Annotated in this window: 13 protein-coding genes; 7 read left to right on the top strand and 6 right to left on the bottom strand. The window is 73.7% G+C overall.

Going from position 1 to position 13,053, the window contains the following annotated elements; genetic code table 11:
* Positions 1-83 precede the first annotated feature (83 nt).
* From OG435_RS42930 to argF, 3 genes are all read left to right on the top strand, one after another.
* Positions 84-551: a hypothetical protein gene (locus OG435_RS42930; protein WP_266885949.1), complete on the top strand. Its 468-nt coding sequence runs from the start codon at positions 84-86 to the stop codon at positions 549-551.
* A 106-nt stretch (positions 552-657) separates the two neighbouring features.
* Complete coding sequence (locus tag OG435_RS42925; RefSeq protein WP_266885947.1) at positions 658-1,887, top strand: arginine deiminase; 1,230 nt, start codon at positions 658-660, stop codon at positions 1,885-1,887.
* 153 nt (positions 1,888-2,040) lie between these two features.
* Positions 2,041-3,051, top strand: coding sequence for an ornithine carbamoyltransferase (argF, locus tag OG435_RS42920; protein ID WP_266885945.1), 1,011 nt, complete (start codon positions 2,041-2,043; stop codon positions 3,049-3,051).
* A gap of 24 nt (positions 3,052-3,075) precedes the next feature.
* Here argF and OG435_RS42915 read toward each other — a convergent pair whose 3' ends face one another.
* Entirely contained in the window at positions 3,076-3,495 is a 420-nt protein-coding gene (locus tag OG435_RS42915) for an ATP-binding protein (RefSeq protein ID WP_266885943.1), read from the bottom strand.
* A gap of 238 nt (positions 3,496-3,733) precedes the next feature.
* Here OG435_RS42915 and OG435_RS42910 point away from each other — a divergent pair, with 238 nt between their 5' ends.
* Both OG435_RS42910 and OG435_RS42905 read left to right on the top strand, forming a co-directional pair.
* Positions 3,734-4,561, top strand: coding sequence for an enoyl-CoA hydratase family protein (locus tag OG435_RS42910; protein WP_266885941.1), 828 nt, complete (start codon positions 3,734-3,736; stop codon positions 4,559-4,561).
* Positions 4,562-4,565: 4 nt separating this feature from the next.
* The gene (locus OG435_RS42905; protein WP_266885939.1) at positions 4,566-6,890 is read left to right on the top strand and encodes a bifunctional salicylyl-CoA 5-hydroxylase/oxidoreductase; all 2,325 of its coding nucleotides are present in this window, start codon (positions 4,566-4,568) and stop codon (positions 6,888-6,890) included.
* A 7-nt stretch (positions 6,891-6,897) separates the two neighbouring features.
* Here OG435_RS42905 and OG435_RS42900 read toward each other — a convergent pair whose 3' ends face one another.
* From OG435_RS42900 to OG435_RS42880, 5 genes are all read right to left on the bottom strand, one after another.
* Entirely contained in the window at positions 6,898-7,347 is a 450-nt protein-coding gene (locus OG435_RS42900) for a hypothetical protein (RefSeq protein WP_266885937.1), read from the bottom strand.
* Positions 7,344-8,192 (bottom strand): GNAT family N-acetyltransferase, encoded by an 849-nt coding sequence (locus tag OG435_RS42895; RefSeq protein ID WP_266885935.1) that lies wholly within the window; start codon positions 8,190-8,192, stop codon positions 7,344-7,346. The genes OG435_RS42900 and OG435_RS42895 overlap by 4 nt, the downstream gene beginning before the upstream one ends.
* A gap of 141 nt (positions 8,193-8,333) precedes the next feature.
* The gene (locus tag OG435_RS42890; RefSeq protein ID WP_266885933.1) at positions 8,334-8,726 is read right to left on the bottom strand and encodes a hypothetical protein; all 393 of its coding nucleotides are present in this window, start codon (positions 8,724-8,726) and stop codon (positions 8,334-8,336) included.
* A gap of 26 nt (positions 8,727-8,752) precedes the next feature.
* Positions 8,753-9,562, bottom strand: coding sequence for a PaaX family transcriptional regulator (locus tag OG435_RS42885; protein ID WP_266885931.1), 810 nt, complete (start codon positions 9,560-9,562; stop codon positions 8,753-8,755).
* Positions 9,563-9,566: 4 nt separating this feature from the next.
* Positions 9,567-11,198, bottom strand: a complete 1,632-nt coding sequence (locus tag OG435_RS42880) for an AMP-binding protein (RefSeq protein ID WP_266885929.1) — start codon at positions 11,196-11,198, stop codon at positions 9,567-9,569.
* A gap of 162 nt (positions 11,199-11,360) precedes the next feature.
* Between OG435_RS42880 and OG435_RS42875 the strand changes: the two genes are divergently transcribed.
* Both OG435_RS42875 and OG435_RS42870 read left to right on the top strand, forming a co-directional pair.
* Complete coding sequence (locus OG435_RS42875; protein WP_266885927.1) at positions 11,361-12,527, top strand: acyl-CoA dehydrogenase family protein; 1,167 nt, start codon at positions 11,361-11,363, stop codon at positions 12,525-12,527.
* Entirely contained in the window at positions 12,524-12,922 is a 399-nt protein-coding gene (locus tag OG435_RS42870; protein WP_266885925.1) for a RidA family protein, read from the top strand. The genes OG435_RS42875 and OG435_RS42870 overlap by 4 nt, the downstream gene beginning before the upstream one ends.
* Positions 12,923-13,053: the final 131 nt, after the last annotated feature.

The following is a 13,053-nucleotide window of genomic DNA, read 5'->3' as shown; positions in this document are numbered from 1 at the left end:
CCAGGGCAGCGGAATGTCCGCGACCCTGGAAGGACGGAACGTCACCTATGAAGATGACCGCGCGCGGAAGCATTGCGGCACTCATGACCTGTATGGCCGCGGCAGGCGCGGCCACCCCGGCCATGGCCGACGCGGTGCCGGTGGGAGTCCCCCTGGACGCGGTGCGGACCACGCTCGGCGTGGACGTCCCGCACCTGGCCACCGGAGTGCCGGTGCCCGTGGTCGGAGCGCCCGAGGCGCCCCGGTTCCACAAGGGCGACATGCTGCCGACCCCGCTGCTGCCGGCGGTGCCGATCGGCACCGAGCTCGGGAACACCCTCCTCACCTCCCCGGTGCCGAACCTGGCGGGCACGAAGGAGACGGACGGCGAGGGCTCGCTGGACGCCCCCGCGACCACCCTGCGCACCCGGACCCCGGGACTGCTCGTCGGCTCCCCGCTGACCATGCCCGACGCGTCCAACTACGGGCTGCCGAACGTGACCGCACCCGCGCTGGGCGTCATCGCCCCGGACCTCACCGGTACCCCGGAGGCCCTGCTCGGCCTGCGCTGAACCGCCGGGCCCGCGCCCGCCGTCGGATCCGGCGGGGCGGACCCGCTGGAGACGCCCTGGGCCGACGCCACGTCAAAAGGCCGCCCGGTCTGCGAACGTGTACGGCATGGGATTCCATGTCGATTCCGAGACCGGGCGGCTTCGCCGCGTCATCCTCCACCGGCCCGACCTGGAGCTGAAGCGGCTCACACCGAGCAATAAGGACGCGTTGCTCTTCGACGACGTGCTGTGGGTGCGCAGGGCCCGCCAGGAGCACGACGGCTTCGCCGACGTACTGCGCGACCGCGGAGTGGAGGTCCATCTCTTCGGTGACCTGCTGGTGGAGGCCCTGGACATTCCGGAGGCGAGACATCTCGTCCTGGACCGGGTCTTCGACGAGAAGGAGTACGGCCCGCTCGCCACCGACCACCTGCGGGCGGTCTTCGACGGCCTGCCCTCGGGGGACCTGGCCGAGGCGCTGATCGGCGGGATGACCAAACGGGAGTTCCTGGAGCGGCACGCGGAGCCGGTGTCGGTCCGCTTCCACGCCCTGGAACTGGACGGCTTCCTGCTGGGGCCGCTGCCCAACCACCTCTTCACCCGGGACACCTCCGCCTGGATCTACGACGGGGTGTCCATCAACGCGATGCGCTGGCCGGCCCGGCAGCGCGAGACCGTGCACTTCGAGGCCATCTACAAGCACCACCCGCTCTTCACCGGCTCCGGGCCCTTCCACACCTGGTCCCAGGGGCAGGCCGACTACCCCTCGACCATCGAGGGCGGCGACGTCCTGGTCATCGGCAACGGCGCCGTGCTGATCGGCATGAGCGAGCGGACCACCCCGCAGGCGGTGGAGATGCTGGCGCGGGGGCTGTTCGCCGCCGGGTCGGCGACGACGATCGTGGCGCTCGACATGCCCAAGAGCCGGGCGTTCATGCATCTGGACACGGTGATGACGATGGTCGACGCCGATACGTTCACCCAGTACGCGGGCCTGGGCATGCTGCGCTCCTACACGATCGAGCCCGGTGGCGGGCCGAGCGAGCTGAAGGTGACCGACCACCCGCCGGAGCACATGCACCGGGCGATCGCCGCCGCCCTCGGGCTGGACGCGATCCGGGTGCTCACGGCGACCCAGGACGTGCACGCCGCCGAGCGCGAGCAGTGGGACGACGGCTGCAACGTACTGGCCGTGGAGCCGGGCGTGGTCGTCGCGTACGAGCGGAACGTCACGACCAACACCCACCTGCGCAAGCAGGGCATCGAGGTGATCGAGATCCCGGGCAGCGAGCTGGGACGGGGGCGGGGCGGGCCGCGGTGCATGAGCTGCCCGGTGGAGCGGGACGCGGTGGCCTAGTCGGCGGGGGAGGCGGAAGGAGGGAGGCGCAGGCAGGGAAGCGGGGGCAGGGGAGGCCGGGGCCCGGGTCCGTACGCCAGGGCCCTGTATATCAATGCATTCGGTCGTATAGACTTCCAGCATCCCCTGTCACCGTGACTCTGGAGCGCCCCCATGGCCACCGATCTTGCCGGCCGCAGTTTCCTCAAGGAGCTCGACTTCACCGCCGCCGAGTTCCGCGGCCTGGTCGAGCTCGCCGCCGAACTCAAGGCGGCCAAGAAGGCCGGGGCCGAGCGGCGCCGCCTCGTGGGCAAGAACATCGCCCTGATCTTCGAGAAGACCTCCACGCGCACCCGCTGCGCCTTCGAGGTCGCCGCCGCGGACCAGGGCGCCCACACCACGTACCTCGACCCCGCCGGCTCCCAGATGGGCCACAAGGAATCGGTCAGGGACACCGCGCGGGTGCTGGGCCGGATGTTCGACGGCATCCAGTACCGGGGCGACGCCCAGGACACCGTCGAGCAGCTCGCCACCCACGCGGGCGTGCCCGTCTTCAATGGCCTCACCGACGACTGGCACCCCACCCAGATGCTGGCCGACGTGCTCACGATGACCGAGCACTGCACCAAGCCCCTGGAGCGGATCGCCTTCGCCTACCTCGGCGACGCCCGCTTCAACATGGGCAACTCGTACCTGGTGACGGGCGCGCTGCTGGGCATGGACGTACGGATCGTGGCGCCGCGGAGCTACTGGCCGGCCGAGACCGTCGTGGCCGCGGCGCGCGAGCTGGCCACCGCCAGCGGCGCCCGCATCACCCTCACCGAGGACCTCACGGAGGGCGTCGCGCAGGCCGACTTCGTGGTGACCGACATCTGGGTGTCCATGGGGGAGCCCAAGGAGGTCTGGGACGAGCGGATCGAGGCGCTGAGCCCGTACGCCGTCACCATGGACGTGCTGCGCGCCACCGGGAACCCGGACGTGAAGTTCATGCACTGCCTGCCGGCCTTCCACGACCTCGGCACCAAGGTGGCCCGGGAGGTCCACGAGCGGCACGGGCTGGAGTCGCTGGAGGTCACGGACGAGGTGTTCGAGTCCAGGCACTCCGTCGTCTTCGACGAGGCGGAGAACCGGCTGCACACCATCAAGGCCGTGCTCGTCGCCACCCTCGCGGGGCCGGCCGCATAGTCATGCGGCGGGGCCCGGTGCCCCCTAGAGCGCCGGCCGGGCCGGCAGGGTGAACCACACGGCCTTGCCGTGCGGGGTGGCGCGGTGACCGCAGGCCGAGCTCAGGGTCCGGATCAGCAGCAGACCGCGGCCGTGCTCCTGCCAGGGGTCGGGGTGTTCGTCGTCCCGGCCGGGGGCGTTCAGGTCGGCGGGGGGCCGCGGATCCCCGTCGTGGACCTCGACCTGGCAGCCGTTCGCCAGCAGTTCCACGACGAGCTCGATGGGGGCGTCGCCGGGGGTGTGCTCCACGGCGTTGGCGACCAGTTCGGCGGTGAGGAGTTCGGCGGTGTCGCTGTCGGCGGGTGCGTCGATGTCGGCGAGGGCCGTACGGACGAGGGCGCGGGCGATCGGTACGGCCGCTGTCGTGTGCGGCAGGGCTATCCGCCAGGCGGAGGCATCGGGCAAGGCGGGCCATCCGTTCCGTGGGGTAGAAGGGGCGTACGGGATGCTGCGGGGAGGAAATCCCGCTTTCAACGATACGAAGTGGAAATGTCCTTCCGTAGGGCACCCCGACGTGATCGCAAGGGACGTCGGGCACACCGGCTCGGGACCTTCGGTAACTGCGGCCCCCGCGCCTCGGCACGGACCCACAGTTATCGCGCTTCCCTGACGACAGTCATGGACCGGTGATACCTTCGGGAGGGTGAGTCCCTTCCTCGGTTCCACACCCGCGACCGAACGCTGGAACCACCTCCGGGTGGACCTGCGCGACGGCGTCGCCACCGTCACCCTCGACCGCCCCGAGAAGCTCAACGCGCTCACCTTCGGCGCCTACGCCGACCTGCGCGACCTGCTCGCCGAACTGTCCAGGGCGCGGTCCGTACGCGCCCTTGTGCTCGGCGGCGAAGGGCGCGGCTTCTGCTCCGGAGGCGACGTCGACGAGATCATCGGCGCCACCCTCGCGATGGACACCGCCCAGCTCCTCGACTTCAACCGGATGACCGGACAGGTCGTGCGCGCCCTGCGCGAGGCACCCTTCCCGGTCATCGCCGCCGTCCACGGGGTCGCCGCCGGCGCCGGGGCCGTCCTCGCGCTCGCCGCGGACTTCCGCATCGCCGACCCCACCGCCCGCTTCGCCTTCCTCTTCACCCGGGTCGGCCTCTCCGGCGGGGACATGGGCGCCGCGTACCTGCTGCCCCGGGTCGTCGGGCTCGGGCACGCGACCCGGCTGCTGATGCTGGGCGAGCAGGTCAGGGCCCCGGAGGCCGAGCGGATCGGGCTGCTGAGCGAGGTCACCGAGGAGGGCAAGGCCTCCGTGCGCGCGGCGGAGCTCGCCGCGCACCTCGCCGCCGGTCCGGCCCTCGCGTACGCGCAGACCAAGGCGCTGCTGACCGCCGAGCTGGACATGCCGCTCGCCGCCTCGGTGGAACTCGACGCGAACACCCAGGCCCTGCTGATGAACGGCGAGGACTACCGGGAGTTCCACGCGGCCTTCACCGGGAAGCGGCCGCCCCACTGGAAGGGCAGGTAGTTCGATGAGCACCGGTCCGATGAGCACCGGCCGGGAGGGCGCCGACCCGCGGGTCGCGCTGCGGGTCGCCGTGGTCGGCGGGGGCCCGGGCGGGCTGTACGCCGCCGCGCTGCTGGCCCGGCAGGGGCACGCGGTGGACGTGTGGGAGAAGAACGCCCCCGACGACACCTTCGGCTTCGGCGTGGTCCTCTCCGACGAGACGCTCGGCGGCATCGAAGCGGCCGACGCCGTGGTGTACGCGGCCCTGGGCGCCGAGTTCGTCCGCTGGGACGACATCGACATCGTGCACCGCGGCCGGCTGCTCACCTCCGGCGGCCACGGGTTCGCCGCGCTGGGGCGGCGCCGGCTCCTGGAGATCCTGCACGAGCGCTGCGCGGGCCTCGGGGTCCGGCTCCACTTCCGCACCCCGGCCCCCGAGCCGCAGGCGCTCGCAGCCTCGTACGACCTGGTCGTCGCCGCCGACGGGGTGCACAGCCGGACCCGGGAGGCCGCGGCCGAGCACTACGGGCCCACGCTGACGGGCGGGCGGTGCCGCTACATCTGGCTGGCCGCGGACTTCCCCTTCGAGGCCTTCCGCTTCGAGATCGCGGAGACCGAGCACGGGGTCATGCAGCTGCACGCCTACCCGTACTCGGCGGACTCCTCCACCGTGATCGTCGAGATGCGCGAAGAGGTCTGGCGGGTCGCCGGCTTCGACCTCTGCGACGAGGCGGAATCCGCGGCGCGCTGCGCGAAGATCTTCGGCGAGGCCCTGCGGGGACGGCCGCTGCGGGGCAACGGCTCCGCCTGGACGCAGTTCCGTACGGTGGTCAACGCGCGCTGGTCGCACGGCAACACGGTGCTCATCGGCGACGCCGCGCACACCGCGCACTTCTCGATCGGCTCCGGCACCAAACTGGCGGTGGAGGACGCGCTCGCGCTGGCGCGCGCGGTGGAGTCCGAGCCGGACGTCCCGGCCGCGCTGGCCGCCTACGAGGCCGCGCGGCGGCCGGCCGTGGCCTCCACCCAGCGGGCGGCGGCCGCCAGCATGCGGTGGTTCGAGGAGCTCGCCGGGTACGTGGACCAGCCCGCCCGGCAGTTCGCCTTCAACCTCCTCACCCGCAGCCTGCGGGTCACCCACGGCAACCTGCGGCTGCGCGATCCGCGCTTCACCCGGGCCGTGGAGCGCGACTTCGGCTGCCCCGAAGCTCCTGAGGGCGGCCCGGACGAGGCGGGAACCCCGCCGATGTTCACGCCGTTCACCCTGCGGGGGCTGACCCTGCGCAACCGGGTCGTGGTGTCCCCGATGGACATGTACTCGGCCGGGGGCGGCGACGGCGACGGGATGCCCGGCGACTTCCACCTGGTGCACCTCGGCGCGCGGGCGCTGGGCGGGGCCGCCCTGGTGATGACCGAGATGGTCTGCGTCAGCCCCGAGGGCCGGATCACCCCGGGCTGCACGGGCCTCTACACCGCCGGGCAGGCGGCCGCCTGGGCGCGGATCGCCGACTTCGTGCACACCTCGGCGCCGGGCACCGCGCTGGGCGTCCAGCTCGGCCACTCGGGCCGCAAGGGCTCGACCCGGGTCATGTGGGAGGGCATGGACGCCCCGCTGCCCGAGGGGAACTGGCCCCTGATGGCCGCCTCCGCGCTGCCCTACCGCCCCGGGGTCTCGGCCGTGCCCCGGGCCATGGACGCCGCCGACCTCGCCGCCGTCCGCTCCGACTTCGCCGCCGCCGCGGTCCGGGCCGCCGGGAGCGGCTTCGACCTCCTCGAACTGCACTGCGCGCACGGCTACCTGCTCTCCGGCTTCCTCTCCCCGCTGACCAACCACCGCACCGACGCCTACGGCGGTTCGCTGGAAAACCGGCTGCGCTTCCCGCTGGAGGTCTTCGACGCGGTCCGGGCCGTCTGGCCCGCGGACCGGCCGATGACGGTCCGCCTCTCCGCCACCGACTGGGCGCCCGGCGGCACCTCGCCCGAGGAGGCGGTGGCCGTCGCCAGTGCCTTCGCGGCCCACGGAGCGGACGCCATCGACGTCTCGACGGGCCAGGTCGTCGCGGAGGAGACCCCCGAGTACGGACGCGCGTACCAGACCCCCTACGCGGACCGGATCCGCAATGCCCTGGACGTCCCGGTGATCGCGGTCGGGGCGATCTCGTCCTGGGACGACGTCAACTCCCTGCTGCTGGCCGGCCGCGCGGACCTCTGCGCGCTCGGCCGCCCCCACCTCTACGACCCGCACTGGACCCTGCACGCGGCCGCCGACCAGTCCTACACCGGCCCGGCGGCGCCCTGGCCCGCCCCCTACCTCGCGGGCAGCCGCAAGCCTCCGACGGGGCGGGGGTAGCCGCCGCCTACCGGTGCGGCCGCAGGGCCAGGCACTCGTGGCAGTGGCAGGGCTCCGGATGCGGCCAGTCGGGCCAGGCGCCGGAGCGGACTTCCCAGGCCTGGTGTTCCAGGAGCACCGCGATGTTCCGCGCGTACGCCTCGTCCGAGTATCCGCCGCACTCCTCTTCGGCGAGCCGCAGTACGGCCGGCGAGCGTACGAGGGTGACCCGGAAGCCGTACAGGTGGCGGGTGGCCACGTACGCGCACCGGTAGGCGCGGGCGTTGCGCGGCCGGCCGACGACCTGGCACTCCTGGAGGCCGTTCCTGGTCGTGCCGACGTACACCTTGGCGCCGCCCTTGAACATCTTCGTGCCCGGGCGCTGGCCCTGGCCGCCCTCGCCGTAGCGGCGCCACTGGACCACGTTCGCGGCGATCATCCAGCAGGGCGGCTCCTCGTCCTCCGCGGGGCCCGTCATGTCAGCGCGACCTCCACGCGGTCCTCGACCGGGGTGTAGCCCAGGCGCTGGTAGACGCGGTTGCTGGTGGGGTTCTTCAGGTCCGCGAAGAGGAGCACCTCGTGCGCACCGGCCGCGCGAGCCGCTTCGGTCGCGGCGTACGTCACCCCGGCCGCGTACCCCCGGCCACGCAGCTTCGGCGGGGTGTAGACCGGGCCGATCCGGGACATCGCGCCGATGGGGCGGGAGAACCCGGCCAGCGACACGGGGATCCCCGCGTCCTCCCAGAGCAGCATGCCCCCGTACGAAAACCGGTCGCGCAGGGCCTCCTCGGAGGCGACCCCGCCTTCGCCGGACTCCTGCTTGAAGGCGGTGACCCAGTCCAGGAGCAGCGGCAGGTCGGCCTCACCGGCGAGGCGGGCCTCCCCGGCGGGGGCGGGATCGGGGGCGATGAGCCCGGCGAGCCGGTAGAGGCGGTTCTCCTCCACCACCTCCGAGGGCTTGCCCCAGGCGGCGGCCAGAGAGAGCGCGTCATCGCGGCGGACGCTGAGCGCGTCGACCCCGGCGAGCAGCGGCTCGGCCGTGAGCGCGGCCCCCAGCTCGCGGACCGCCTCGGGGGGCAGGGCCCCGATCAGCAGCGGGTGCGGCGGGGTGTGCACCAGGGCGCCGACGACGGCGGCGTCGGCTGCGCGCTGGTCGGTCCACCAGCCGAAGAGGGGAGCGTCGGCGCCGTAGGCGTCCGGTCCCCGTCGCTCCAGGGCGTCGACCACGGTCATGAGGGAGGTGTTGACGACGGGATCGGCGGCGATGGCGGGGCGCGCCGCGGCCAGATAGGCCGGCAGGTCGGAGGTGAAGGTCCAAGGCATGGCCCATGATCACCTGTGCCGGGTGCGGAGCGCAGCCGGATTTGCGGCCCGGCCGCCGGGGCCCCGGCCGCCCGGCCCCGGCATCCCGGCCCCGGGCCCCGGCCGCCCGGCCCCGGGCCCCGCGCCCCGGGTCCCGCCGGGTCAGCTGGGCAGCCACCCCGGCCACCACGGCGGCACGTTGTCCGGGCCGCACAGCCCGGAATCCCCCGGATACCCATCCAGGGTGCCCCGGACGGCGAAGAACCAGAGCACCAGCGCCCCCAGCGCGAGCACGACCGGCACCATCCGCAGCAGCGGGTGCCCGCGCGGTGTGAGCAGCGCGACCATCACCCCGCAGAACGCGAAGCCGAACACCAGGACCGGGAGCAGAAGGGTCAGCTCGGTCCTGCCACCCGGGTCCGCCCCGGCGTCGCAGGAGGCGCGCGCGTGGGACGCGAGGGAGATCGCCAGGCATCCGGCGGCCGCGCCCAGCAGCCCCGAGGCGACCAGCGAGAGCGTGTGGGGCCACGTCCGGGGCTGTTCGGTTCCTGTCACGAGAGCAGGTGACGCCCCGGCCGTTCCTACGGTTCCACGAAGCCCGCCCCGAGGTCCCGCAGCCGTTCGTGCAGCTCCGCGAAGACCGCCGCCGAGCGGTCGCCCGGCCAGTCCGCGGGGAGCAGCCCGCGCGGCAGGCCCGGGTCGGCGTACGGGAGCCGGCGCCAGGTGTCCAGGGCGAGCAGGTAGCCGCGGTAGGCGGCCTCCGGGGTGGGGTCGGCCGCGCCCGTCTGCAGGGCGCGCAGGCCGGGCTCGTGGAGGTCGAGGAACTCCTCGTGCTGCTTGGCCAGCGCCGCCAGGTCCCACCAGCGGGCCACCGACTCCGCCGTCGGGGCGAAGCCCAGGTGGGCGCCGCGGAAGAGCTCCACGTACGCCGTCAGGTGCAGCCGCTCCAGGGTGCGACGGGTCTCCCCGTCCAGCTGCGCCGGGGCGATCCACACGCCGGGCGCCACCGAGCCGAAGCCGAGCCCCGCGAGCCGGGAGCGCAGCAGGTGCCGCTTCGCCCGCTCCTGCTCCGGGACGGAGAAGACGGCCAGCAGCCACTCCTGGGACTCCGCCGGGCGGGAGGCTCCGTAGATCCGCCGGTCGCCGTCCTCCAGGAGCCGGCGCGCCTCCTCGGAGAGCTCGTACCCCGCCGCGCGGTCCCCGGTCCGCGCGGGCAGCAGGAAGCCGCGCCGCTTCAGCCGGGACACCGACGAGCGGACGGACGGAGCGTCCACGCCGGCCGCGCCCAGCAGGCGGACCAGCGCGGACACCGGGACCGGGCCCGGGAAGGCCCGCCCGTAGGCACCGTAGAACGTGACGATCAGGGATCGCGGGGTGTGCTGCTCGACCACGGCTTCACTCTAAATGCTCTGCTTGATCGCGCAGCCGGAAGCGCTGCAGCTTGCCCGTCGCCGTCCGGGGCAGGGCGGGCAGGAAGACGAAGGTGCGCGGGCATTTGTGCGGGGCGAGCTCGGTCCGCATGAAGGTGCGCAGGGCGTCCTCGGTGAGGACCGCGCCCTCGCGGGGGACCGTGTACGCGACCACGATCTGCCCGCGCCGCTCGTCGGGGCGGCCGACCACGGCCGCCTCCAGCACGTCGGGATGGCGCAGCAGCGCTTCTTCGACCTCGGGTCCCGCGATGTTGTACCCCGCCGAGATGATCATGTCGTCGGCCCGGGCCACGTAGCGGAAGTAGCCCTCCGCGTCGCGCACGTAGGTGTCGCCCGTGAGGTTCCAGCCGTCCCGTACGTACTCGCCCTGCCGCGGGTCCGCCAGGTAGCGGCAGCCCACCGGCCCCCGTACGGCCAGCAGCCCGGGCACCTCGTCCGCGACCGGCATCCCGGCCCGGTCCACCACCCGGGCCTCCCAGCCCGGCACCACGCGGCCCGTCGTACCGGGCCGGATGTCCTCGTCGGCCGCCGAGATGAAGATGTGCAGCAGCTCGGTGGCGCCGATCCCGTTGATGATCCGCAGGCCCGTGCGCTCGTACCAGGCCTGCCAGGTGGCGGCCGGCAGGTTCTCGCCCGCCGAGACGCAGCGGCGCAGCGCGGAGAGGTCGTAGGCACCGGTGTCGTACGGGCCCAGCGTGTCCAGCATCGACCGGTACGCGGTGGGCGCGGTGAACAGCACCGACACCCGGTGCTCGGCCAGCGCGGGCAGCAGCCGGCGCGGGGAGCCGTCCGCCAGCAGCAGCGTCGAGGCGCCGGCCCGCAGCGGGAAGACCACCAGACCGCCGAGGCCGAAGGTGAAACCGAGCGGCGGACTGCCCGCGAAGACGTCCTCGGGGCGGGGGCGCAGCACCTCCTGGGAGAAGGTGTCGGCCACCGCGAGCAGATCGCGGTGGAAGTGCATGCAGCCCTTGGGGCGCCCGGTGGTGCCCGAGGTGAAGGCGATCAGCGCCACGTCGTCGGCGGAGGTCTCCACCGCCGGGAAGGGCTCGGGATGCCGCTCCGCCAGCCGCAGCAGGTCGTCCGGGCCCGCGCCGCCGTACGCGGTGATCCGCAGACCGGGAACCTGCGCCTTCACCAGGTCGTCCACCACCTCCGCCTGGCACAGGGCGTGGGTCACCCGGGCCATCGCGCACACCGTGGCCAGCTCCTGCGCACGCTGCTGGGCCAGGACGGTGACGGCCACCGCGCCCGCCTTCATCACCGCCAGCCAGCACGCGGCGAGCCAGGGGCCGGTCGCGCCGCGCAGGAGCACCCGGTTGCCGGGGACCACGCCGAGATCGGTGGTGAGCACGTGCGCGAGCCGGTCCACGCGGGCGTGCAGCTCCCCGTACGTCCACACCGTGCCGTCCGCGCCGCGGAAGGCGGGCCGGTCGGGGCCCAGACGGGAGATGGTGGCGTCGAGCAGCTCCACGCCGCAGTTGAGGCGGTCGGGGTAGGCCAGAGCGGGGAGTTCGAAGAGGAGCTGCGGCCAGGCGTGCGCGGGCGGCAGGTGGTCGCGCGCGAAGGTGTCTCGGTGAGCGGAAGGCTTGAGCTCCAAGGCGGGTTCGCCCCCTTGCGACGGCCCGCGCCCCGGGTGGGGGCCGGACCCTGCGTATGGACTGTGGACCGAAGTGGAAGAGCCGGGCCGTACGAACGCAGCACGAGCGTATCGTCATGGTGACGGGAGTCAACAGGACGCGATAGAGGCTGGGGCATACGGATGACCCGATTCACGGGATTCGCGCTCGGGGCGGACCAGGAGGAGTGGTGCGCGCGGTTGCGCACACTCGCGGCTGAGCGGCTGCGGCCGCTGGCGGAGAAGGGGGAGCTGGGCCGGGTCAACCGGCCGCTGCTCGCCGCACTCGGCGAAGAGGGGCTGCTGGAGAGGGTGTTCACCTCGGGCGCGCTGGACCTGTGCCTGCTGCGCGAATCCCTCGCCTACGGCTGCACGGAGGCGGAGACGGCCCTCGCCCTCCAGGGGCTGGGTGCCTACCCGGTGCTGCGCTCGGGCAGCGAGGTCCAGCGCGAGCGCTGGCTGCCCGGGGTCCGCGCCGGCCGCACGGTGGCGGCCTTCGCGCTGAGCGAGCCGGGGGCCGGGTCGGACGCGGGGGCGCTGGCGCTCTCGGCGGTGGCCGAGGGCGGTCCCGGCGGGGGCTGGCGGCTCAGTGGGGAGAAGTGCTGGATCTCCAACGCGCCCGAGGCCGATTTCTACACCGTCTTCGCCCGCACCGGCGAGGGCCCGGGGGCCCGGGGGGTCAGCGCCTTCCTGGTCCCGGCGGACCGGCCGGGGCTCTCGGGGGAGGCCCTCGACATGCTCTCCCCGCACCCGATCGGCGCGCTCGCCTTCGACGGGGTCCCGGTGGGCCCGGACGACCTGCTGGGGGAGCCGGGCCGGGGCTTCAGGGTGGCCATGGACACCCTGAACCTCTTCCGCCCCAGCGTGGGCGCCTTCGCCGTCGGGATGGCCAGGGCCGCCCTGGACGCCACGGTGGCGCACACGGCCGTCCGTACGGCCTTCGGCGGGGTCCTGGGCGACCTCCAGGCCGTGGCGCACCGGGTCGCCGAGATGGCCACCCGCACCGAGGCGGCCCGGCTCCTCGTGTACGCGGCGGCGGACGCCTACGACGCGGACGCCTCCTCCCCGCAGGTGCCGCGCCGGGCGGCCATGGCGAAGCTGCTGGCCACGGAGACGGCCCAGTACGTCGTCGACCACGCGGTACAGCTGCACGGGGCGGCCGCGCTGCGCCGGGGCCACCTGCTGGAACACCTGTACCGGGAGGTGCGGGCACCGAGGATCTACGAGGGGGCGAGCGAGGTGCAGCGCACGATCATCGCCAAGGAGCTCTACCGGGAGGCGCGGGAGATGCGGGAGGTGGGGGAGGCGTGAGCCTGGAGCGGATCAACCCGGAGGAGCTGTCCCCGGCGAAGGGTTTCTCGCACACCGTCGTCGCGAGCGGGGGCCGGCTGGTGTTCCTGGCGGGGCAGACGGCCCTCGACGGTGCGGGGAAGGTGGTGGGGGCGACGCTGCCGCAGCAGTTCGAGCAGGCGCTGGCGAACCTGCTGGCCGCACTGGCGGGAGCGGGCGGCTCGCCGGCCGATCTGGCGCGGGTCACGGTCTACGCCGTGGACGTGGCCGGCTACCGGGACTGCGCCCCCGAACTGGGCCGGATCTGGCGGCGGTTGGCGGGCCGGGACTATCCGGCGATGGCGGTCGTCGGCGTGGTCAGGCTGTGGGACGAGGCGGCGCTGGTCGAGCTGGACGGGCTGGCGGTGCTCCCGTAGGCCGCTGCTCCCGTTGGTCTTTTCGCTGGTGAGCGCGGGTGTCGCGCGGGTGGCTTTGACAGTGGGCAGGGGAGGGGGGAGGGTGGAAATGCCTCAAAACGGAGTAATCCGGGCTAATCGACCCTTCATTC

This window comes from Streptomyces sp. NBC_01264, from assembly GCF_026340675.1.
Taxonomy (GTDB): Bacteria; Actinomycetota; Actinomycetes; order Streptomycetales; family Streptomycetaceae; genus Streptomyces.
Note: the sequence above shows the minus strand (reverse complement) of the source record. Positions and strands in the feature narration are given on the sequence as shown.